Source organism: Streptomyces sp. NBC_01298 (genome assembly GCF_035978755.1).
GTDB lineage: Bacteria > Actinomycetota > Actinomycetes > Streptomycetales > Streptomycetaceae > Streptomyces.
This window is the reverse complement of record NZ_CP108414.1, coordinates 5,674,546-5,697,756: the sequence shown is the minus strand read 5'-3', so window position 1 is coordinate 5,697,756 and position 23,211 is coordinate 5,674,546. Positions and strand designations below refer to the sequence as shown.

The following is a 23,211-nucleotide window of genomic DNA, read 5'->3' as shown; positions in this document are numbered from 1 at the left end:
GTCGTGACGCTCGCGTGAACCGAGCCTGCCCCGGTGGCGTATCAGGCTCGGTTCACGCGTATTTCGGTGCCGTTAACCAGCGTGTGCCCGCCGTTACACCGAGGTGAGCTGCGGCTTCGCCTCCGCCCCGGCCGTGGGGATCATCGCCTGGGCGGGCCGGCGAAGGTATACCGCCCAGGTGACGGCTACGCACACCGCGTAGAAGCCGAGGAAGGTGACGAAGGCCGCCGTGCCCGAGCCGGAGCTCAGGAACGCCTCGCGGAAGACCAGGTTGATGGCGAGTCCGCCGAGCGCGCCGACCGCGCCGATGAGTCCCATGGAGGCGCCGGACAGCCGCCGCCCGTACGCGGCCGCGTCCTCGCCGCTCATCCCGCGGGCCAGCGCCTTCGCCTGGAAGATGCCGGGGATCATCTTGTAGGTGGAGCCGTTGCCGAGCCCGCTGAGGACGAACAGCCCCACGAAGCCGACCAGGAACACCGGCAGGGACTCCCGTACGGAGGCCAGGATCACCACTCCGGTGGCCGCCGCCATCGACACGAAGGTGCCCAGGGTGATCCAGGCGCCGCCGAAGCGGTCCGCGAGGGCCCCGCCGACCGGCCGGATCAGCGAGCCGAGCAGCGGTCCGATGAAGGTGAGCGAGGCCGCCTGGAGCGGGGTGCGGCCGAACTGCGTCTGGAGCACCAGGCCGAAGGCGAAGCTGTAGCCGATGAAGGAGCCGAAGGTGCCGATGTACAGGAACGCCATGATCCAGGTGTGCGCGTCGCGGGCCGCGTCCCGGACGGCTCCGGTGTCGTTGCGGACGGGCGCCAGGTTGTCCATGCGCAGCGCGGCGAGCGCCGCCGCGATCACGATGAGCGGGATGTAGGCGCCGAGCAGCAGCCGCGGGTGGCCGGCCCCGGCCGTACCGATGACCAGCAGGGCGGCGAGCTGGACGACGGGGACGCCGATGTTGCCGCCGCCCGCGTTGAGGCCGAGCGCCCAGCCCTTCTTGCGCAGCGGGAAGAAGGCGTTGATGTTCGTCATCGACGAGGCGAAGTTGCCGCCGCCGACCCCGGTCAGCGCGGCCACCAGCAGGAAGGTGTCGTACGAGGTCCCGGGCTCCATCACGATCCAGGCGGCGACCGTCGGCGCGAGCAGCAGCAGGGCGCTGACGACCGTCCAGTTGCGGCCGCCGAAGCGGGCCACGGCGAAGGTGTACGGGACGCGGACCAGGGCGCCCACGCAGGTGGCGGTGGCGATGAGGAAGAACTTCCCGGCGGGGTCGATCCCGTACTTCGGGCCCATGAAGAGCACCATCACGGACCACAGGGACCAGATCGAGAACCCGATGTGCTCGGAGAGCACGGAGAAGACCAGGTTGCGGCGGGCGGTCTTCTCGCCCGTCTCCCGCCAGAAGGTCTCGTCCTCGGGTTCCCACCGCTCGATCCAGCGGCCACCCTTGCGCGGTGCGGTCGTACTGGTCATCACACGCCTCCACAGCTGCTGCGATCACGTCGCGCTCGTCGGCCGCCCCGGGCCTTGCCGGGCCTTGCCGGTCGTGCCGGGCTCGTCGCGTCCCGTCCGTGGTGACGACCGTACGAAGGGCTCGTTTCGGCCCCGGTCCCCGCCGGATGACCGGCGGGAAACCTTGCACTCACCCGCCGCCGGGGCCCGGTGTGAGCGCGGGCAGCCAGCTGTCCGGGGGCACCTCCAGCCAGCCGCGCCCGGCCCCGAGCTCCGCGGCGGCGCGGCGCAGCGCGTCGAGCCCGGGATGGCTCATTCCCTTCCGCCACACCATGGAGAGCGGCGACAGCGGCACCGGCGCGGTCAGCGGCCGCTTGACGCAGCCGGGCATGTCGAGGAAGCCCACCGTGGCCAGGACCGGGCGGCCGGTCTTGACCATGACCCGGCGGAACTCCTCCTTGCCCACCGCCACCGGCGCGGGCGGCGCGGGCTCGATGCCCCGCCCGGCGAACAGCTCGCGCGCGAGCCCGGTCCACTCCGCCGTCCGCGGGTTCCCGGCCCCGGTGTACACCGACTCGCCGCGCAGCGCGTCCAGCGGTACGGCGTCCAGCGCGGCCAGCGCGTGCCCTTCGGGCAGCAGCACGGCGAGCGGCTCGTACCGTACGGGCGTCCGCACGAGGCGGGCCCGCAGCGCCGGGTCGAGGCCGTCGGCGTACCCGAAGGAGACGTCGAGGCGGCCCGCGGCGATCTCGGCGGCGGCATGGGTGAGCCCGGACTCGAAGCGGGCCATCAGCTCGCAGTCGGGGGCGAGTTCGCGGGCCCGGTCCAGGACGCTGCGGGCGGTGCCGGGGCCGTCGGTGTTGAGATCGACGAGCAGCGGCCGGGGCCCCGCGAACGCCCCGGCCAGCTCCTCGTGCGCCCGCAGCACGCCCCGGGCCAGGGGCAGCAGCCGCTCCCCGTCCGGAGTCAGCTCCACGGCGCGGGTGGTGCGCAGGAACAGGGCCGCGCCCAGGGTTTGCTCGAGCCGGCGCACGTCCCGGCTGAGGGCCTGCTGGGCCACGTAGAGCCGGGCGGCGGCGCGGGTGAAGTGCAGTTCCTCGGCCACGGCGAGGAAGGCGCGCAGCAGGCGGGGTTCCACGTCTCGGGGCGTCACCTGCGGAGACTAGACAACGGCGGGCGGACTGACAACGCAGAGCGGTGAATCGCTCCCGAACAGGTGTTGGACCGCTGACGTCCCCGGCCCGAGCCTTGATCCATGCCCACCACCCCGCCGGCCGCCGTCCCCGTCGCCGCCGGCCCGTCTGCCGCCACCTCGTCCGCCGCCATCCCGCCGTCCGCCGGCCCTTCTGCCGCCATCCCGTCTGCCGTCCCCGTCGCGGGCACCCCGCCGGTGGCCCGCCCGATCGCCGCCGGCCCGTCTGCCGTGCCCCTCGCGGGCACCCCGCCGGTGGCCCGGTCCGGTGGATCCGCGCGCCGCGCCGCCCCGGCCGCGCGCGGGCCGCTCATGGCCGTCTCCGGCACCACGCTGGTGCTCGCCGCCGCCCCGCCGCGGCCGCGGCACCCGGCCCGCGCGGCGCGGCCGGCCCGCGTCCCGGGCCCGTACCGCCGGCTCTTCGCGCTCCCCGGCACCCGCGGGTTCACCACCGGGAACCTCATCGCCCGGCTCCCCATGGGCATGTTCGGCGTCAGCGCCGTCATGATGATCGCCGGGCAGCGCGGCTCGTACGCCCTCGCCGGCGCCGTCGTGGCGGCCGGCCTGGCCGCCACCGCCCTCGTGGCGCCGTGGACGGCCCGGCTGGTGGACCGGTACGGGCAGGCCCGGGTCGCCGTGCCCGCCACCCTGATCGCGGTCCTCGGCTCGCTCTCCCTGATCGCGTGCGTCCGTACCGAGGCCCCCGCCTGGACCCTCTTCGCCTCCTACGCCGCCACCGCGACCACACCCAACATCGGCGGCATGTCCCGCGCCCGCTGGACCCACCTGCTGCGGGACGACCCGGCGTCCCGGCACACCGCGATGTCCTTCGAGCAGGCCGCGGACGAACTGGCGTACATGCTCGGACCGGTGGCCGCCGCCTTCCTGTGCACCGCCGCGTTCCCGGAGGCGGGCACGCTGGCCGGGGCCGTCCTGCTCCTCACCGGGATGCTGCTCTTCACCGCTCACCGCGCCACCGAGCCGCCGCCCGCACCCGCGGTCCGGGGGCCGTCCCCGCTCCGTGCCCTGGGAGGACTGCTGCCGCTCTTCCTGGCCCTCGGCGCGATGTTCGGCTCCATGGAGATCACCTCCATCGCCCACCTGGGCGCCCACGGCCTCGGCGGGCTCTCGGGCCCGGTCCTCGCCCTCCAGGCGGCCGGCTCCTGCGCGGCCGGCCTGCTCTACGGCACCCTGCGCCCGCGCACGCTCCCCGTCTGCCTGGGCGTCCTGGCCCTAGCCATGACCCTGCCGCTGGCGGCGGCCGCCACCGGCCATCTCCTCCCCCTGGCCCTGGCCCTGCTGCTGGCCGGCATGGCGACGGCCCCGGTGATGGTCACCGCGATGTCCCGGATCCACGCCGTGACCCCGCCGGGCCGCCTGAACGAGGGCATGACCCTCGCCGTCACCGCCCTCTTCGCGGGCATCGCGGCGGGCTCCGCGACGGCCGGCGCCGCGATCGACCACTGGGGCGCGACGACCCCGTACGCCCTCCCGGCGGGGGCGGCGGTGCTCGCCCTGGGGCTCGCGCGGGCGGGGGGTTCGGTGGCGAAGCACCCGCCCGCGGGGTGAACGCGTGCCCCGACGGGCCCGGGGAGCGAGCACCCACGAGCGGGTCCCGGGCGTCCGGGCCCACCCGCCTCGGCCGTCCCGACGGATGCCACCGGGTCGGCGCGCACGCTGTCGGGGAGCGCCGCCCGTGCAGCGGCACCGCGCCCCCACGGCCGCCGCTCGGGCGGTCGTGGGGGCGCGGTGTGTGCACGGGCTCCGTCAGCCGGTGGGCTGGCAGATCGTGTAGACGCGGACGCCGGTGTCGCCCGCGGAGGCGGGGTTCTTCAGCCACACCTGCCACCGGTTGGCGTCGGTGTTCGGGTGCGAGGTGAGCAGGTTCGCGTCCGAGGGGGTGCTGGTCTGGAAGAAGCCGCCGCCGATGACCTTGGTACCGGCCGGGCAGACGGGACCGTTGTAGTTGCTGGAGCTGCCCTTCGGGACGGCCTGGATCTCCCCGATGAGGGTGACCGGATCACGCGTGGGCCCGGCCTGCCCCCGCTCGCCTTGGTCACCCTTGTCACCCTTGAGCCCCTGCGATCCCTGCGATCCCTGGGGCCCCTGGGCGCCGGTGTCGCCCTTCGAACCCTGTACGCCCTGCGCTCCGGCAGTCCCGGTCGGCCCCGCAGCACCCTGCAGACCCACCGGCCCGGCGGCCCCGGTGTCACCCTTCGGACCCGCCACGCCCTGGACGCCCGGATCCCCCTTCGCCCCCGCCACGCCCTGCGCGCCGACGGTGCCCGGGTCGCCCTTCGCGCCGGTGGCGCCGTCGGAACCGGCCGGGCCCTGGGGACCGGCTTCGCCTCGGTCGCCCTTGGCCCCCTGGTCGCCCTTGGCACCGCCGGGTCCGGCCTGGCCCTGGTCACCCTTGTCGCCCTTCGGGCCCACCACACCCTGCGCTCCGGGGGTACCGGTGTCACCCAGGTCGCCCTTGTCGCCCTTCGGGCCCGGCGACCCGGTGTCGCCCTTCACTCCGGGGGCGCCGTCGATGCCGTCGGCGGCGTCTCCCTTGTCGCCCTTCCCGCCGGTGTCGCCCCGGTCGCCCTTCGGCCCGGCCGGGCCGCGGTCGCCGTCGTCGCCCTTCGTGCCCGCCGGACCGCGTTCCCCCGCGTCGCCCTTCGCCCCGGAGGCCCCGTCGCGGCCGTCCGCACCGGCCACGCCCCGATCGCCGGTCTCCCCCTTGGATCCGGGGGCCCCATCGCGGCCGTCCGCGCCGGCCTGGCCCCGCTCGCCGGTGTCGCCCTTGCCGCCGACCGGTCCGGTCTCGCCGCGGTCGCCCTTGTCCCCCTTCAGGCCGGGGGCGCCGTCGCGGCCGTCGCGGCCGTCGGTCCCCGGGGCGCCGTCGATCCCGTTGGCACCGGCGGGGCCCCTGGCCCCATCGCGGCCGGGCTCACCCTGTGGACCGGCGGGACCGCGCTCCCCGGGGTCGCCCTTCCCGCCCGCCGGGCCGCTCTCGCCCTTGTCGCCCTTCGGGCCCGACGTGCCGGGCTCGCCCTTGGCCCCGGCCGGTCCGGGGGCTCCGTCGCGGCCCTGCTCGCCCTGCGTTCCGGCCGGGCCGGGCAGGCCCTGCGGCCCCGCCTGCCCCGGATCGCCCTTGGCTCCTCCCGGCCCGCGCTCGCCCGGGTCGCCCTTGGGGCCGCCCTGACCCGCCGCACCGTCACGGCCTGGCTCGCCCTGCGGCCCGGCAGCGCCCTGGTCACCCTTCTGCCCCTGTACGCCGGCCGGGCCCGGGGCGCCGTCGCCGCCGGGGTCGCCCTTCGGTCCGAGGTCCCCCTTGGGGCCTGCCGGCCCGCGCTCGCCCGGGTCACCCTTCGATCCTGGCTGCCCCGGATCGCCCTTCGCCCCGGCCGGACCCCGCTCGCCGGCCTCACCCTGCGCGCCCGCGAGGCCGTTCGGCCCCCGGTCGCCCTTCGGCCCGGCGGGACCCTGATCTCCGTCCCGTCCGGCATCGCCCTTGGGCCCGACCGGGCCCCGCTCGCCCCGGTCTCCCTGATTCGCGGCGACCCCGTCCTGCCCCCGCTCGCCGGGATCACCCTTGGCTCCCGGCAGGCCGTTCCCGCCCGGGTCGCCCTTCGGGCCGTCGGCCCCCGGCATCCCGTCCTGGCCCCGCTCACCCCGGATTCCGGCCGGACCCCGCTCGCCGGGATCACCCTTGGCTCCCGGCGCACCGTCCCGTCCGGGCTCGCCGTTCGAACCGGCAACCCCGGGTTCGCCGTTGTCACCCCTGTCGCCCTTGGCGCCCTTGGCGCCGTCGTCACCCTTCAGACCGGGCTCTCCACGGTCGCCCTTCTCCCCCCGGTCTCCCTTGTCCCCCTTGTCGCCCTTCTCTCCCTTGACCGGCGGCTGCACGGGGCACCACGGCACCGGGTGGTGGTTCTTCACGTAGCGGGCGGCCATCCAGCCCTCGCGGTCCGCGAGCAGGTACCAGATGTCGTTGCCGTCGACCGTCTCTCCGCGCAGCTTGCACTTGAGGCTGACGCGTCCGCCGCCGTGGCGGGAGCCGACCCGCTTCGCCTTCGTCGTGGGACCGGCGTGGACGGACTGGGCGTTCTTGGTGATCACCTTTCCGTCCGCACGGTCGTGACCGCCGCCGAACGGGCCGGCGGCCGCGGCGGTCGTGGGCAGGACCACGGCCACGGTGATGCCGAGAGTGACGGCACCGGCGGCGAGTTGCCGTCGTGCCGCCGAGAGGTCCGCCCAGGAGGCGAGAGACATGGGGGTGCGCCTTTCGATCGGGCTTGCGCAATCGCCGCGATCATCAGATATACGGATCGCTCCCGAGTGAACGGCACGCTGCCGTACGACCGGTCGGCCGCACCCGACCACCTTCCGGCCCACGGCCCCCTCACAGCCGGCCTTCACGCAGGAGCGGATCGGCGACTGACACGGCCGGTCACCTCTGACCGGCGCAGCCCCGGCACCCACACACCCACACACCCACACAACGAAAAAGCCCCCGGCCTGCGAGTGGACTCGCGAGCCGGGGGCTTTTTCACATGGGGTGGTGGAGATGGCGGGAATCGAACCCGCGTCCAACGGTGCAGAAGTAGGGCTTCTCCGAGCGCATTCCGCTGCGCTTTTCTCAGCCCCGGAGATCACACGGACAAGTCTCCGACGGGCTCAGTCACTGTTTGATTTCCCTCTATCCCCCGTGACCGGAGTTAGAGGTTTAGATCCCTAATTGACGCCAGGATCCGGACCGGGACCACTTCCGGGCTGACGCTCCTCACAGAGGCTTCAGCTCACTGTTATTAGGCAGCGAGGGTGAAGCGGGAGTTATCGCTCTTGGAGTTGGCGATTATTGTTTGCGACATATGGTTAACGAGATCATTGCCGCTTTCTCGGCTCGCTTCCCCTACATCGACATCCGCTGTCGAAACCGATCATCCCCATGTTTCACGCTGTTCAGTTATGAAATCCAGCAGGCGCTCTCCATGCGTCCCGCTCGACCGGCGCCACCCGCAAGCGCGTGGTGCTGACGCCATCGTACGCGAAGTGGACCACCGTGTGCCAGGAGGTTAAAGCTGGCCGCGCTCCTTGCGCTTCACGGCCGAGATCACCCGGTTCGTCTCGCGCGTGTCCTGCTTCTCGCGCAGCGACTGCCGCTTGTCGTACTCCTTCTTGCCCTTCGCCAGCGCGATCTCGATCTTCGCCCGGCCGTCCTTGAAGTACAGGGCGAGCGGCACGATCGTGTTGCCGGTCTCCCCCGTCTTCGAGTCCAGCTTGTCGATCTCCTCGCGGTGCAGCAGGAGCTTGCGCTTGCGCCGCGCGCTGTGGTTGGTCCAGGTGCCCTGGCTGTACTCCGGCACGTGCACGTTGTAGAGCCAGGCCTCGCCGCTCTCCACCGACACGAAGCCGTCCACCAGCGAGGCACGGCCCTGGCGCAGGGACTTGACCTCGGTACCCGTGAGCACGAGGCCGCACTCGTAGGTGTCGATGATCGTGTAGTCGTGCCGCGCCTTCTTGTTCTGGGCGATCAGCTTGCGCCCTGTTTCCTTAGCCATAGTGCGGTCATTTTCGCACTATGGACCCACCCCGATGCCACCCAATACCGTGCGGGCCCGTTCCTCGACCCCGTCCGCCGCCGCCAGGTCCGGGGTGATGCCCGTGCCGTCCAGACCGCGGCCCGCCGGAGTGCGGTACGTCCCCACCGTCAGCTCCGCCACCGATCCGTCCGGCAGCTCCGTGGGCATCTGCACCGAGCCCTTGCCGAAGGTGCGGGTGCCGACCACCACCGCGCGGCCGCGGTCCTGGAGGGCTCCGGTGACCAGTTCGGCCGCGCTCATCGTGCCGCCGTCGATCAGCGCCACCAGCGGGCGGGCCGTGTCGCCGCCCGGGGCCGCGTAGAGGGCCCGCTGCTCGCCGCGCACGTCGTACGTCGCCACCAGCCCGCCGTCCAGGAAGGCGGAGGCGGCCGTCACCGCCTCGGTGACCAGGCCTCCGGTGTTGCCGCGCAGGTCGAGCATGACCCCGCCGCCGGCCGGGGCGGCCCGGACCGCCGAGCGGACCCGGTCGCCGGACCCCCGGGTGAAGGAGGCGACCTTGATGACCGTGATCCCGCCGGCGAGCGACCGCACCGTCACCGGCTCGCTGCGCAGCTCCTCGCGCCGCACCGTCCGCGTGAGGTCGGTCCCGCCGCGGGTCAGCTTCAGCTCCACGGGGGTACCGGCCGAGCCGCGCAGCAGGGACACCACCTCGGCCACCCGGAGCCCGGTCACGCCCTGCCCGTCGATGCTGAGCAGCCGGTCCCCGGCGCGCATCCCGGCCCGCGCCGCGGGGCTGCCGGGCTGGACCCGGTCGATCTCGATGCGGCCGTCGCGCAGCCGCCCGGCCCACAGGCCGACGCCCGTCCAGTGGCCGTCCAGGTCGTCGGCGAAGGCCTCGTACTCGCCCTGGTCGTACACCGCGGCCCAGCGGTCCCCGCTGCGGCTCACCACGTCCTGGGCCGCCGACTTGGCGGACTTGCCCTCGGCGACGGCCTCGGCGGCCGCGCGGGCCACCGCGTCCCGGTCGGCGGTGGCCGCCGCGCGGGGCGCCTGCGCGGGGACCCGCGGCCCGGGCGGGGCGGCGTCGGGTTCCGTACCCACCACCAGCGCGGCGGGCCCCGCGGAGTCGGCGGAGCCGCCGTCGCCCCAGCTGCCGGTGCCCGCTCCGACCCCCACGGCGGCGAGGAAGAGCAACGTCACAACAGCCCCGCGACGCACGTCGCGGGGCTGGAGACAGAAGGCGGGAATACTCGGCAGGCCCGGCATGGCGCCGAGTCTAGGACAAGGCCCCGCGCGGTACGGGTGGTTGGCCGTACCGCTCGCGGGGCGCTCGTCACACCTTGAGGTACTTGCGCAAGGCGATGAAGGCCGCCAGCGAGGGCATCAGCAGACCGATGACCAGGACGAGCGGCAGCTTGGTCAGGACCGAGTCCCAGCCGATGAAGTTGATGAGCTCCATCTTCTCGCGCAGCGCGGCGCCGTGGTCGATCACGAAGTACTGGCCTGCGCCGAGCATCCCGCAGGCGAGCAGCGCGCCGATCAGGCCGGCGAAGGCCGCCTCCATGATGAACGGCACCTGGATGTAGAAGCTGGAGGCGCCCACCAGGCGCATGATCCCGGTTTCGCGCCGCCGGCTGAAGGCCGAGACGCGCACCGTGTTGACGATCAGCAGGAGGGCCACGATCAGCATGACCAGCATGATGACGAGGGCGGCGATGTTGAGGTAGCCGAGGAGCTTGAAGAGGTTGTCCGTCACACTGCGCTGGTCCTCGACGGACTGGACGCCGTCACGGCCGGAGAAGGAGGTCGTGATGACCTTGTACTTCTCGGGCTGCTTCAGCTTCACCCGGAAGGATTCCTGCATCTGGTCCGGGGTGATGGAGGCGGCCAGGGCGGTCTTGCCGAACTGCTCCTGATAGTGCTTGAAGGCCTCGTCGGCGGACTCGTAGGTGACCCCCTTGACGAGGTCCATGCCCTTGAGCTCGGCCTCCAGGGCCGTCTTCTGCTCCGGGGTCACCGCCCCCTTGGAACAGGCGGATCCGCCGGTCGCCTCGGCATCGTTCTTGTTGCAGAGGTAGATGGAGACATTGGCCTTGTCGTACCAGTACCCCTTCATCTTGCTCACCTGGTCGCGCATGAGCAGGGAACCGCCGAACAGGGCCAGCGACAAGGACACGGAAATGATGACCGCGAAGGTCATGGTCAGGTTACGGCGGAGACCGACCCCGATCTCCGACATGACGAACTGGGCGCGCATCGCGTCTCAGGAGCCTTTCAGTGCTGGTAGCCGTAGACGCCGCGCGACTGGTCGCGGACGAGACGGCCCTGCTCGAGTTCGATGACGCGCTTGCGCATCTGGTCGACGATCTGCTGGTCGTGGGTCGCCATGATCACGGTGGTGCCGGTCCGGTTGATCCGGTCCAGCAGCTTCATGATGCCGACGGAGGTCTGGGGGTCCAGGTTGCCGGTGGGCTCGTCCGCGATCAGCAGCGCCGGCCGGTTGACGAAGGCACGGGCGATGGCCACGCGCTGCTGCTCACCACCGGAGAGCTCGCCGGGCATCCGGTCCTCTTTGCCGCCGAGGCCGACGAGTTCCAGGACCTGGGGAACGGCCTTCTTGATCTCGCCGCGAGGTCTGCCGATGACCTCCTGGGCGAAGGCCACATTTTCGGCCACCGACTTGTTGGGCAGGAGACGGAAGTCCTGGAAGACGGTCCCCAGCTGGCGCCGCATCTGCGGAACCTTCCAGTTGGAGAGCTTGGCGAGGTCCTTGCCCAGGACGTGCACCTGGCCGTGGCTCGCCCGCTCCTCGCGCAGGATGAGCCGCATGAAGGTGGACTTGCCGGAGCCGGAGGAGCCGACCAGGAAGACGAACTCGCCCTTCGCGATGTCCAGGGAGACATCTCTGAGTGCGGGGCGGCTCTGCTTCGGGTAGGACTTGGAGACGTTGTCGAATCGGATCACGGGTGCACCACGGTCGCCGGGAGTAGGTGTCCGTGACCATACGCGAACAGGCGCGAGGTGTGGACCCGGCGTCCGGAGTTGCCCGATATATCCCCTGGTCCGAGAGGTGCGCGATCGCGATTGCCCGGAGGGGCCGCGCCGAATGTCATCGAAGCTGGCACAGTGGGAGGGGGAACGGACCGGTTCCCGCGACCGTTGTAACCGAGGGGACGAGAGGAGGAGCGCATGACATATGACCGGCTCGTGTGCGCGAACTGCGCCGGACCCGTCAGCCAGGGCCGCTGCCGTGTGTGCCGGGCGAACCGGGAGCGCCTCCAGCAGGAGGGCCCCTTCTCCGGTGGTGTGAACCCGGTGGCGCTCGTCGCGCTGCTGGTGATCCTGGTGACCGCGCTGGCACTGGTGGCTCAGCAGACGGCGTAGCTCCTCAGCCGCCACGTCCCGATCAGACGTAGAAGACGCAGTAGACGCAGTAGACGCAAGAGCGGAAGGGCCCGGACACCGTAGAGGTGTCCGGGCCCTTCCGTACGTGCACGGGTACGCGCGTGCGCGCCGACTACGCGGTCTGCTCCTGCTGCTTGCGCCAGCGGATCCCGGCCTCCAGGAAGCCGTCGATCTCGCCGTCGAGCACCGCCTGCGGGTTGCCGACCTCGAACTCCGTCCGGAGGTCCTTGACCATCTGGTACGGGTGCAGGACGTAGGACCGCATCTGGTTGCCCCAGGAGCTTCCGCCGTCCTTGAGGGCGTCCATCTTGTCCTTCTCCTCCTGGCGGCGCCGCTCGAGCAGCTTGGCCTGGAGGACGTTCATCGCGCTGGCCTTGTTCTGGATCTGCGAGCGCTCGTTCTGGCACGAGACCACGATGCCGGTCGGCAGGTGCGTGATGCGCACCGCGGAGTCGGTCGTGTTGACGCCCTGGCCGCCGGGGCCCGAGGCGCGGTACACGTCCACGCGCAGCTCGCCCTCGTCGATCTCGACGTGGTCGCTGGACTCGACGACCGGCAGCACCTCGACGCCCGCGAAGGAGGTCTGGCGGCGGCCCTGGTTGTCGAAGGGCGAGATCCGGACGAGGCGGTGGGTGCCCTGCTCGACGGAGAGGGTGCCGTAGGCGTACGGGGCCTTGACCACGAAGGTGGTCGACTTGATGCCGGCCTCTTCCGCGTACGAGGTCTCGTAGATCTCGGTCGGGTAGCCGTGCCGCTCGGCCCAGCGCAGGTACATGCGCTGGAGGCGCTCGGCGAAGTCGGAGGCGTCCACGCCGCCGGCCTCGGCACGGATGTTGACCAGCGCCTCGCGCTCGGCGTATTCGCCGGAGAGCAGGGTGCGGACCTCCATCTCGTCCAGGGCCTTGCGCACGGAGACCAGCTCGGTCTCCGCCTCGGCGAGGGTGTCCGCGTCGTCCATCTCCTGGGCGAGGTCGAACAGCACCGCCAGGTCGTCGATGCGCCCGCGCAGGTGCTCGGTCTTGCGGACCTCCGCCTGGAGGTGCGAAAGCTTGCTCGTGATCTTCTGGGCGGCCTCCGGGTCGTCCCACAGGGACGGCGCGGCGGCCTGCTCCTCGAGCACGGCGATTTCTGCCCTCAGCTTGTCGAGGTCCAGGACGGCCTCGATCGACCCCATGGTCGAGGAGAGGGACTTCAGCTCTTCGGAAACATCGACGACTGCCACGGGTCCAGCGTAGCCGGTCCCCGGGGGCCGCTCTCCGGCCGCTCTCCGGCCAGGCCGAATCCCCCGTACTAATGACGGGTCGTACGGGCGTACGCTCACGATATGACCGTCTTCCTCGTCAAGCGCCGCCATGTGGACCACATGCGTGTCACGACGACGAGCTGTCTGCCGCCGGACCATCCCCAAGCCTGATCCACCCCGATCCGACTTGGTCCTGTACGCGGCCTCGCGGCCCCGGCGCCAACCCTGCCGGCGGCCCTCCCCCACCGCGGCCCCCGCCACCCCTGGGGACAGGACCCCGTGACATCCGAAACGGAGCCGTCATGCCGTCCGCGCACCCTTCTCCCGCGTCTTCCCCTTCTTCCGCTCCTGCTTCTCCTCCCTCCGCTTCTACCTCCTCTTCGCCGTCCTCCTCCGCTTCGCCCGAGGCGCACTCGCTCCCGGTCCTGGACCTGTCCCAGGCCGATGATCCGGCCCTGCGCGACGCCTTCCGCAAGGAACTGCACGCGGCCGCCCGGGACAGCGGTTTCCTGCACCTCACCGGGCACGGGATCACCGCCGCCGAGACCGCCCGCATCCTGGCCCTGACCAGGGCGTTCTTCGCCCTCCCGGAGGCGGACCGGCTGGCCGTGAGCAATCTGAACTCCCCGCACTTCCGGGGGTACACCCGCATCGGGCACGAGCTGACCGGCGGCGCTTCCGACTGGCGCGACCAGCTCGACGTGGGAGCGGAGCGGCCGGCGCGGGACGTGGGACCGGAGGACCCGGCGTACCTGTGGCTGGAGGGTCCCAACCAGTGGCCCGCGGCGCTTCCGGAACTGCGGGACGCGGTGCTGGAGTGGCAGTCCCGGCTGGCGGCGGTGGCGCACCGCCTGCTCCAGGAGCTGCTCGCCTCGATCGGCGCCCCGGCGGACTTCTTCGACGCGGCCTTCGCGGACCGGCCCCACCTGCACACGAAGCTGATCCGCTACCCGGGATCCGCCCCGACGGGCACCGACCAGGGGGTCGGGGCCCACAAGGACTACGGCTTCCTCACCCTGCTCCTCCAGGACTCGGTGGGCGGGCTCCAGGTGGTCCGGGACGGGGCCTTCCTGGACGTCCCCCCGATGCCGGGGGCCTTCGTGGTCAACCTGGGCGAGCTGCTGGAGATCGCCACGGAGGGGTACCTGACGGCCACGGACCACCGCGTGGTGAGCCCGGCGGGGGCCGTGGAGCGGTTCTCGGTGCCGTTCTTCTACAACCCGCGCCTGGACGCCGTCATCGAGACGGTCCCGGGCGACTACCTGGACGCGGCGCCGGGGATAGCGCACGACGCGTCGAACCCGCTGCACGCGGAGTACGGCCGCAACGAGCTGAAGGGCTGGGTCCGGGCCCACCCCGCGGTGGCGCGGCGCTGGCACCCGGAGCTGGTCGGCGGCGCGTAGCCCGGCCCGGGAGCCTTGCGGGGCCGGCCAGCCCCGCAGGGCGGAGCCGGCCGCACCCCCGTACTACGGGGCCGTGGAGCCCGACTGCCTGTCGTCCTGCGGCGGCGCCGAGTCGGAGGAGACGGCCAGCCAGCTGCCGACGCCCACCGCGGCGGCCAGCGCGACCGCGGCGGCCGACAGCGCGAGCCGGCGCTTGCGGACGGTCTCCGCCCGGTGCCGCGCGGAGCCCGGCCGGTGCCCGCCGGCGGGGCGCGGAACCCGGGCCGTGCCCAGCGCGCCCCCCGCCAGCTCGTCCGGCCCCGGCACCCGCATCGAGGTGTGGGTGTCCCGGTTGGAGTCGGTGGCGGAGCCGGGGACCAGCGGAACCACACCCCGTCGCCGCACCGGATCGGCGGCGGCGGCCTCCGGTTCCGGGAAGTCCGCCTGCTCCGGCTCGTCCGGCTCGTCCACGTCCAGCGGCGGCATCCCCGCGAGCAGCGGCAGCAGGTCCCGCAGCCGCAGGGAGAGTTCCGAGGCCCGCAGCCGCGAGGCGGGGGCCTTGGCCAGGCACTGGACCATGAGCTGCCACAGCTCGTCGGGGATGCCCGGCAGTGGGACGACGGTCTCCGTCACGTGGCGCCGCAGCACCGCCCCGGGGTGGCCGCCGCCGAACGGCGTGAAGCCGGCGAGCAGTTCGTACAGCACGGTGGCCAGGGCGTAGATGTCCACCGCCGCGCGCGGCGGCAGTCCCTCCACTATCTCCGGCGCCAGGTAGTCGGGCGTGCCGATGATCCGGGTGGTCGGGGCCGAGGCCCGTCCGCCGGTGGAGCGCCGCGGCGAGTCGATGAGCTTGGCCACACCGAAGTCGGTGAGCAGCGCCGGGTGCGCGCCGCCGGGGCCGAGCGGGCCCTGCATGTCGAGCAGGACGTTCTCCGGCTTCACGTCCCGGTGCACGACCCCCGCCGCGTGCGCCGCGGCCAGGGCGTCGGCGACGTCGGCGACGATCGCGACGGCCGCCTCGGGGGCGAGCCGCCGCTCGCGGTCGAGGCGCGTGCGCAGGTCCGTACCGCGGACGAGGTCCATGACGAGGGCGAGGTCGTTGCCGTCCACGACGAGGTCACGGACGCAGACGACGTGCGGGTGCTCCAGGCCCAGGAGCGCGCTGCGCTCCTGGACGAACCGTCCGACGAGTTCCTGGTCGGACGCGAGGTCCTCGCGCAGCAGTTTGACGGCGACGGGGCCGTCAGGCCCCTCGCCCAGCCACACCGTGCCCGCGCTGCCGCGTCCCAGGATCTGGTGCGCGGTGTACCGGCTGCCGATCTTCCGTGCCACAACTGCTCCCTCAGCGGCTGGCGTACGCACCAAAGCTACGCGGCCGGATGGGTGTTGGAGTCCACGGATCGCGGCGACCTTCACTTCTGCGGGCGAAATCACGTCCCGGAAGTCGACAAATCCACGAAGTCACCGGTACAAGGACCGGTTCGGGTGGATTGTGCCGATCAGGTCGATCAGGGGGTCGAGCCGCCGCCCGTGGCGTCTCCGATCGCGGTGACCCAGTCCACGGCGTCCGAGCCCCAGGTCCACACCTGGTCCCACCAGCCGCGACCGGTGCCGACCCACCCCTGGAGGGGGGTCAACTCCCAGATCAGCCAGCCCGCGACGAAGAACACCAGGATCATCACCAGGCAGCCCTTGAGGCAGCCCAGCCCCGGGATCTTCACCGGGTTCGCGCTGCGGCGGGGCTCGCGGGGCTCGCGCCGCTCCGGCTGGCGGCCCGGCGGCGGACCCTGCGGGGGCTGCTGCTGAGGCTGCTGGGGCTGGCGGTACTGGGGCTGTCCCTGCGGCTGCTGGTACTGCTGGGGGTGCTGCTGCGGCTGATAGTGCTGCGGCGGGGGCTGCGGCGCGTACTGCTGCTGCGGGTACTGCTGAGGCTGCTGGTACTGCTGCGGCTGCGGGGCCTGCCGGTACGGCTGCTGCTGCGGAGGCTGCTGCGGTCGCTGCGGCTGCTGCTGGGGCGGCTGCTGGTACTGCTGCTGCGGCGGCGCCTGGCGCTGCGGCCGCCGGCGCAGGGGGTCCTCGCTCGGGTCCAGGTACTGCATCTGCGTCTGCTCGTTGCGGTCGCGGGCCGCCTGCAGCTGCGACTGCCACGGGTGCGGCTGGTCCGGCCGCTGCACGGGCGGCATCACGGAGGTCGCGTCGGCGCCGGGCGCCCCCGTGCTCGGGAGCACGGACGTGGCGTCGGCCCCGCCGACCGGCGGCATCACGCTGGTCATGGCGTTGGGGTCGTAGGCCCCCATCGGGGAGGCCCCGGCGGATCCGGCGGAGCCCCCGGGCAGTATCTGCGTCGCGTCCGCGGCACCCGGGGTCGCGGGCACCGGCGCGGGCGAGGGGTCGGGCGCCAGGAGCGCGCCGACGCCGAGGGCGGCCTCGACCTCGGCGGCCGTGGAGTGCACGCCGATGCCGGAGGCGACGACGCGCAGGCCGCGCGCCAGGGTCTGCGCGCTCGGGCGCTCGTAGGGCTCCTTGCGCATGCAGCGCTCGATGACCGTCCACAGCGGCTCGGGCACGTTCGGCGGGCGCTGCGGCTCCTCGCTGAGGTGGCGGTGCAGCACCTCCAGCGCGGTGCCGCCGGCGAAGGGCGGCCGGCCGGTGAGGAGCTCGTAGAGCAGGATGCCGGCGCCGTAGATGTCGACGGCGGAGGTCTGCGGGCGGCCCTCGGCGGATTCGGGGGCCACGTAGGCCGGGGTGCCGACGAACTCGTGCGTGCGCGTCAGGCCCGGGGAGTCCGCCAGGCGCGCGATGCCGAAGTCGGTGAGCATCGGCTTCATCTGGCCGTCGCGCTCGTCGACCAGGACGTTGGCGGGCTTCAGGTCGCGGTGGACCACGCCGTCGGCGTGGCTGGCGGCGAGCGCGTCCGCGATCTGGGCGGTGAGCAGGCTCGCGGCGACCGGGCTGAAGGGGCCGTTCTCGCGGAGGTACCGGTGCAGGTCCGGGCCGTCGATGAGGTCCATGACGAGGGCGAGGAGATCGCCCTCGACGACGAGGTCGCGGGTGCGGACGATGTTGGGGTGCGTCAGGCGCAGCAGGACCGAGCGCTCGCGCAGGAAGCGCATGACGATGTCCGGGTCCTGGGCCAGCTCCTCCTTGAGGACCTTGATGGCCACGGTCTCGCCGGGGTGGCCGGCCACCGCCGCCTCCGCACCGGCCGCCTCACGCTGGCGGGCGCGCCAGACGGTGCCCGTGGCGCCGCGCCCGAGCGGCTCCTCGAGCAGGTACTTGCTGCCGACTGGCCGCACGTCACGCGCTCCCTGCTGTCGTCGATTCCGGCGAGTGGTCCCCGTGCCGCACACTCGGTGCACGCTTCATCCACGCCTGATCCGCGCAATGGTTTTCCGGCCCACTCTAGGGCTTGTCCCGAAGGAAGACGCGGGGTGAGGGAGGTTGGTTGCCGCACATATGCGCGAAGGGTGATGTTTGCGGCGTATGCCGGGGGCGATTTTCCCGGCCATCCTGTCGATATCCGATCGGCCCGCTCGCAGGTCCGGTGCCGGTCCGCGACCGATCAAGATCAATTGCCGGTGGGTGGCGGGCGTGTCGATGACGACAGGTGCGAGGATGCACCCGTACGGAACGGCCGGGACGGGAGCCCCGCCTTCCGGGCAGACCTGACCGGACGACGCGTCCGTGCCGGGTGGGGGCGGACGGACGGGCACCACGTGCGAACGGCACCGGGTGATCCGTCCCACAGGTCCCTGCCGGGCGCACGCACCGCGCACCGCGCAGAAGGGACCGCTGACGGCGATGCAGATCCGGCTGACCGTCCTCGGGTCGGGGTCGCGCAGCGGCCACCAGACCGCCACCGCGAGCGCCTCCGGCGGGAGTACCGGCGGGGGAGGCACCCCGGCGAGCTGTGACGTGCTCGTCACCGCACCCGCCGGAACGGCGCTGTCCGCGGTGGCCTCCGGGCTCGCGGCGACCGTCGGCGGCCCCGACACCGGCGGCACGGTCGTGCTGTACGCCGGTACGGAGCGCCTGGACCCCGCGCGGGCCGCGCTCGGCGAGCCGCCGCTGGTGGACGGGGCGGTGCTGTCGCTGAACGTGCCCGGCCCCGACGTCCGCACGGACGGGACCGCGGCGGCCCTCGGCGACGGGCCGCAACTGCACGTCGTGGCCGGTCCGGACGCCGGCGGGGTGCACCTGCTGCACCCGGGGGCGATCCGGATCGGGCGCTCGGCCGACGCGGACGTCCCGCTGGACGATCCGGACGTCTCGCGCCTGCACTGCACCGTGACGGTGCTCCCCGACGGGCGGGTGGCGGTGGCCGACCTCGGGTCGACGAACGGCACCACGCTGGACGGCGCCGTGGTCGGCGCGGAACGGGTGGCGCTCGCGCCCGGCGCGCTGCTGCGGGTCGGCGAGTCCACGCTCCGCCTGGCCGTGGGCCCGGCGTCCTCCCCCCTCCCCCTCACCCCGGACCTGGAGGGCCACCTCGCCGTCTCCCTCCCGGGCCACCCCGATGCCGGCCCCCCGGCGGGGTCGCGACCCGAGGGCGACGGAGCCCGGGCAGCCGCTACGCCGGGCACCCCGGCGGGGTCGCACTCCGCCGGCGGAGCCTGGGCCGGAGCAACGCCCGGCGCCCCGGCGGAGTCGCACTCCGCAGGCGGAGCCTGGGCCGGAGCAACGCCCGGCGCCCCGGCCAGGTCACACCCCGACGGCCACACCCCCGGCGGAGCCCGGGCCGGTGGGGCTCGTCCCGACGCGGGGAGCCGGGGCGCGCAAGCGCAGATCCCCCACCCCGCCCCGTCCCGAAACGGGGGCTCCGCCCCCGACCCCGGCCGGACAGCTCCCTCGCCCGTGGCGTACCGGGACGGCGGCGCCGGAGCGGTTCCCGCCGCCCGGGGCTCCGAACACCACACCGGGGGCGGCCCGTCCGCGTCCGGCTCCGCTGCCGCGGCCCCCTGGCCGTACGGCGAGGCCGGCCAGGACGGCTACGCCGACCCCCACCACGCCGGCCGGATCGCCCGGCCCGGGCCCGGGCCGGGGCCCGGCGCACCCGGCGCCGCACAGTACGGCGGAGCATCCCACCAGGCCGGAGCCGCACACCCGGCCGCGGCCCCGCACCCGTACGACGGGGCAGCGCACCCCGGCGGTACGCCGGCCCCGTACGCGGCGCCGGCGTATCCGGGCCCCCACGCGGGAGCACCCGCCGCAGACCCGTACTCCGCCCCCCACGGCCACGACGGCCCGGCGGCGGCCCAGCGCACCGGGGTCGAGCATCACGGCGCCGGCGGCTGGGAGGAGTCCGAGGCGGCCCGGGAGGCCGAGCCCCGGCGTGCGGGGCGTCGCGGCATCGGGGCCTGGGCGCGGAAGTGGGTGCGCGGGGCGGAGGCCGCCGAGGTGGAGGTGGTCGCCGAGGCGGCGGCCGCCGTCACCGCGCGGCCCGGCTCCGACGATCCCGCGGCCCTGCTGCTGACCGCCCTCGGGCCGGCCCCGCGGCTGTGGGCCGGGCCCGCCGGGCTGGACGTCACGCTCGGCGCGGGCAGCGAGGTCGCGCTCCGCGAGACCGGCGCGCTCGGCATCGCGGGGCCCCGGGCCCGGCTGACCGGTGTGGCCCGCGCCGTCATCGCGCGGCTGGCGGCGCTGCACGCCCCCGGCCAGCGTCTGGAGATCGTGCTGATCTCCACCGACCGGGCCCGCCCGCTCGCCGAACGCCGCCGCGACTGGGGCTGGCTCGGCTGGCTGCCCCACGTGCGCCCCGCGCACGGGCAGGACTGCCGGCTGCTGCTGGCCTACGACCGCGATCAGGCGGCCGCCCGCGCCGGGGAGCTGACCCGGCGGCTCGACGACGGCCCCCTGGGTACCCACTGGGCCGCCGCGGGCCCGGACGCGGTGCGCGAGGCCTCGTACGCCTATCGGGGCCCCTACACCCTCCTGGTGCTCGACGGGGACCCCGGTCCCGGGGCCCTGCGGGACATCACCAGCCGGCTGGCCTCGCACGGGCCGGCCGCCGGGATCCACGTGCTGGCCCTGGCCGAGGCGCCGGCGGCGACGCCCGCCTCGCCCGTCGCCGAGACCTACGAGGCGGCCTGCGCGGCCGCCCCCGCCTTCCGCGACTGTTCGACGGCCGCCCTGCTCAGCGGTGATGTGGCCACGACCGTACGGACCTTCGCGGTCTCCGGCGGCAAACCGGCCGCGTCCGGCGGGACGGCGACGGCGGACGCCGTTTCGGCGGCCTGGGCGGAGCGGTTCGCCCGCGCCCTGGCCCCTCTCAAGGCCGACTCCCCCGCGGCCGAGGGCGGTTACCGCCCGGCCGCCGCACAGCTGCCCCAGACCGCGCGGCTGCTGGACGAGTTGGGGCTGGCCCGGGCCACCCCGGCCTCACTGATGGCCCGTTGGGCCGCCGCCACCGACCAGGGCCAGCGCGTCGGCGGGCTCGCGGAGATAGTCCTCGGCACCGGCCGGCGCGGGGCGGTGGGCGCCGAACTGGTCACCGACGGGCCGCACATGCTGATCGAGGGGCCCGCCGGCAGCGGCCGTACCGAACTGCTGCGTTCCGTGGCGGCCTCCCTGTCGGCGGCCGCCCGGCCCGACCGGCTCGGCCTGGTCCTGCTCGACGGGGCCGGCGGCGAGCGCGGCGACGGCCTGCTGCCCTGTACGGAGCTGCCGCACGTCTCGGCGCACCTGATCGCCTCGGACCCGCTGCGGATGCGGGAGTTCGCGCAGGCGCTGGGCGCGGAGCTCAAGCGGCGGGCCGAGCTGCTGGACGGCGTGCCGTTCTCCGAGTGGCACGCCGTGCGCGAGGTCTCCGACCGGATGGTCTCTCCCCGCCAGCCCACCCCGGGCGAGCTGCGCGGCGATCTCGAACCCCAGCGGTCCGGCACCCTGCGGCTGCGTTCCTCGGCCACCCGGACCGATCCCGCGGCCGGGCCCAGCCCGCTGCCGCGCCTGGTCGTCCTCGTGGACGACTTCGACGCGCTGGTCGCGCCGGGTCTGGGCAGCACGGGCCGGCCCGCCGCCGGTTCGGTGGTCCGCGCGCTGGAGGCGGTGGCCCGCGAGGGTGCCCGGCTCGGGGTGCACCTGGTGGCCACCAGCGCCCGCCCGGACCGGACGGCCGACACCGAGCTGGCCCGTCTCACGACCCTGTGCGTGGAGCTCGACGCCCCCGACCAGCCGGGTCCCGGCCGGGGCGTGCTCCGGTACGCCGACGGGCGCGCGGTCCCGTTCCAGGGCGGCCGGGTCACCGGACGGATCCCCCGGACGGCGACGCTGCGGCCGACGGTGGTGCCGGTGGAGTGGGAGCGGATGGGCGATCCGCCGGCCCGTCGCCCGGTCCGCGAGCTGGGCAACGGCCCGACCGACCTGGCGCTGCTGGCCAGCGCCCTGGACCGGGCCTCGCACCTGGTGTCGGCGGTACCGGTGCTGTTCCCGCCGGCCCCGTGAACGCCGCTCGGCCGGCCCCCAAGCGGCCCGCCGAGCAGCCCTCCGCGCACCCCCGTACCCCGCGAGGCGGTATTGCGGGGGTGCGCGGGGCGGCGTAGACCTTGTGGCACGGGACACACCATCGCCAGCGAGGCATCGGGGGCACCGCCATGCGCAAGCAGGGAACGAGCCGCACGACATCTCTCCGTACGCGATCGCTCCGTACGCGATCTCTTCGTACGCGATCTCTTCGTACGCATCACACGTGGGCCGCTCTGGCCGTGGCCGGCGCGCTCGCGCTCAGCGCGTGCGGCGGCGACGGCAAGGATCCGGCGAAGGGCCCGGACGGCCCCGACATCTCGGGCGGGCCGTCCGTCGCGTTACCCCGGCTCGACGGGGAGAAGCTGGAGGTCGCCGCCGTCTGGACGGGGGCGGAGCAGGCGAACTTCGTCAAGGTGCTGAAGGAGTTCGAGCGGCGGACGGGCGCCACCGTCACCTTCGTCCCCGCGCAGGACCCGATCGTCACCTTCCTCGGCTCGAAGATCGCGGGCGGCGCCCCGCCGGACGTGGCGCTGCTCCCGCAGGTCGGGGCGCTGGCCTCGGCGGTGAAGAACAAGTGGGCGCAGCCGGTCGGCCCCGAGGCGAAGGCCCAGCTCGACCAGAACTACTCGCCCGGCTGGAAGACGCTGGGCGCGGTCGACGGCACCCAGTACGGCGTCTACTACAAGGCCGCCAACAAATCGCTGATCTGGTACAACGCGAAGGCCTTCGAGGCGGCGGGCGTGACGCCCCCGAAGACCTGGAAGGAACTGCTCACCGCGGCCGACACCCTGTCCGCGTCCGGCACCCCGGCGGTGTCGGTGGCCGGGGCCGACGGCTGGACCCTGACCGACTGGTTCGAGAACGTCTACCTCTCGCAGGCGGGCCCGGAGAAGTACGACCAGTTGGCGAAGCACGAGATCAAGTGGACGGACGCGAGCGTCAAGCAGGCGCTGACCTCCCTCGCCGAGCTGTTCGGCCGCAAGGACTTCCTGGCGGGCGGCCAGAGCGGGGCGCTGGCGACCGAGTTCCCGAAGTCGGTGACGCAGACCTTCACCGGCGGGGACCGGCCGGGCGCCGCGATGGTCTTCGAGGGCGACTTCGTGGCGGTCAACATCGCCCAGACGGACGCGAAGGTGGGCACGGACGCCCTGGTCTTCCCCTTCCCGGCGGTCGGCGCCAAGGCTCCGGTGGTCTCGGGCGGGGACGTGGCGGTGGCGCTGAAGGACTCGAAGGGCGCGCAGGCGCTGCTGACGTTCCTGGCCTCGGTGGACTCGGCGCGGATCCATGCCCGTGAGGGCGGCTTCCTCTCCCCGAACAAGGCGCTCGAACCGGCCGCGTACCCGAACGACATCCAGCGCGGCATCGCCGAGGCCCTGATCGCGGCGGGCGACAACTTCCGCTTCGACATGTCGGACCAGGCCCCGTCGGCCTTCGGCGGCACCCCGGGCGCGGGCGAGTGGAAGGCGCTCCAGGACTTCCTGGCGAACCCGGCCGACGTGGCGGGGACCCAGGCGAGGCTGGAGGCGGACGCGGCCAAGGCCTACGGGAACTGAC

15 protein-coding genes and 1 other RNA gene are annotated in these 23,211 nt (G+C 73.9%); 5 read left to right on the top strand and 11 right to left on the bottom strand.

Features of this window, described 5'->3' with window-relative positions; genetic code table 11:
- Positions 1–93 precede the first annotated feature (93 nt).
- Positions 94–1,464 (bottom strand): nitrate/nitrite transporter, encoded by a 1,371-nt coding sequence (locus tag OG730_RS25870; protein ID WP_327306480.1) that lies wholly within the window; start codon positions 1,462–1,464, stop codon positions 94–96.
- 169 nt (positions 1,465–1,633) lie between these two features.
- On the bottom strand, positions 1,634–2,596 hold the full coding sequence (locus tag OG730_RS25865) for a LysR family transcriptional regulator (RefSeq protein ID WP_327306479.1): 963 nt from the start codon (positions 2,594–2,596) through the stop codon (positions 1,634–1,636).
- Positions 2,597–2,947: 351 nt separating this feature from the next.
- Here OG730_RS25865 and OG730_RS25860 point away from each other — a divergent pair, with 351 nt between their 5' ends.
- Entirely contained in the window at positions 2,948–4,204 is a 1,257-nt protein-coding gene (locus tag OG730_RS25860; protein WP_327309423.1) for an MFS transporter, read from the top strand.
- Positions 4,205–4,402: 198 nt separating this feature from the next.
- On the opposite strand, the gene OG730_RS25855 is transcribed toward OG730_RS25860, so the two are convergent.
- The 6 genes from OG730_RS25855 to ftsE form a co-directional block, all read right to left on the bottom strand.
- On the bottom strand, positions 4,403–6,895 hold the full coding sequence (locus OG730_RS25855) for a hypothetical protein (protein ID WP_327306478.1): 2,493 nt from the start codon (positions 6,893–6,895) through the stop codon (positions 4,403–4,405).
- A 287-nt stretch (positions 6,896–7,182) separates the two neighbouring features.
- Positions 7,183–7,571: a transfer-messenger RNA gene (gene ssrA / locus OG730_RS25850) on the bottom strand.
- Between the two features lie 127 nt (positions 7,572–7,698).
- Positions 7,699–8,184 (bottom strand): SsrA-binding protein SmpB, encoded by a 486-nt coding sequence (smpB, locus tag OG730_RS25845; protein WP_266908355.1) that lies wholly within the window; start codon positions 8,182–8,184, stop codon positions 7,699–7,701.
- Between the two features lie 18 nt (positions 8,185–8,202).
- Complete coding sequence (locus OG730_RS25840; RefSeq protein ID WP_327306477.1) at positions 8,203–9,432, bottom strand: S41 family peptidase; 1,230 nt, start codon at positions 9,430–9,432, stop codon at positions 8,203–8,205.
- A 67-nt stretch (positions 9,433–9,499) separates the two neighbouring features.
- A complete protein-coding gene (gene ftsX / locus OG730_RS25835; protein ID WP_327306476.1) occupies positions 9,500–10,423 on the bottom strand; it encodes a permease-like cell division protein FtsX in 924 nt (307 codons plus the stop codon).
- A gap of 17 nt (positions 10,424–10,440) precedes the next feature.
- Positions 10,441–11,130: a cell division ATP-binding protein FtsE gene (gene ftsE / locus OG730_RS25830; protein WP_327306475.1), complete on the bottom strand. Its 690-nt coding sequence runs from the start codon at positions 11,128–11,130 to the stop codon at positions 10,441–10,443.
- Between the two features lie 225 nt (positions 11,131–11,355).
- Between ftsE and OG730_RS25825 the strand changes: the two genes are divergently transcribed.
- Positions 11,356–11,550, top strand: a complete 195-nt coding sequence (locus OG730_RS25825) for a hypothetical protein (protein WP_327306474.1) — start codon at positions 11,356–11,358, stop codon at positions 11,548–11,550.
- A gap of 133 nt (positions 11,551–11,683) precedes the next feature.
- Here OG730_RS25825 and prfB read toward each other — a convergent pair whose 3' ends face one another.
- Positions 11,684–12,793, bottom strand: coding sequence for a peptide chain release factor 2 (gene prfB, locus OG730_RS25820; protein ID WP_327306473.1), 1,110 nt, complete (start codon positions 12,791–12,793; stop codon positions 11,684–11,686).
- Between the two features lie 323 nt (positions 12,794–13,116).
- On the opposite strand from prfB, the gene OG730_RS25815 reads away from it, so the two are divergent.
- Positions 13,117–14,217: an isopenicillin N synthase family dioxygenase gene (locus OG730_RS25815; protein WP_327306472.1), complete on the top strand. Its 1,101-nt coding sequence runs from the start codon at positions 13,117–13,119 to the stop codon at positions 14,215–14,217.
- 63 nt (positions 14,218–14,280) lie between these two features.
- On the opposite strand, the gene OG730_RS25810 is transcribed toward OG730_RS25815, so the two are convergent.
- Positions 14,281–15,528 carry a serine/threonine-protein kinase gene (locus tag OG730_RS25810; protein WP_327306471.1) on the bottom strand — a complete coding sequence of 416 codons (1,248 nt, stop codon included), beginning with the start codon at positions 15,526–15,528 and terminating at the stop codon, positions 14,281–14,283.
- 176 nt (positions 15,529–15,704) lie between these two features.
- Complete coding sequence (locus OG730_RS25805) at positions 15,705–17,492, bottom strand: serine/threonine-protein kinase (RefSeq protein ID WP_327306470.1); 1,788 nt, start codon at positions 17,490–17,492, stop codon at positions 15,705–15,707.
- 505 nt (positions 17,493–17,997) lie between these two features.
- Between OG730_RS25805 and OG730_RS25800 the strand changes: the two genes are divergently transcribed.
- Positions 17,998–21,636, top strand: a complete 3,639-nt coding sequence (locus tag OG730_RS25800; RefSeq protein ID WP_327309422.1) for an FHA domain-containing protein — start codon at positions 17,998–18,000, stop codon at positions 21,634–21,636.
- A 149-nt stretch (positions 21,637–21,785) separates the two neighbouring features.
- Positions 21,786–23,210, top strand: coding sequence for an ABC transporter substrate-binding protein (locus tag OG730_RS25795; protein WP_327306469.1), 1,425 nt, complete (start codon positions 21,786–21,788; stop codon positions 23,208–23,210).
- The last annotated feature ends 1 nt before the right edge of the window (position 23,211 follow it).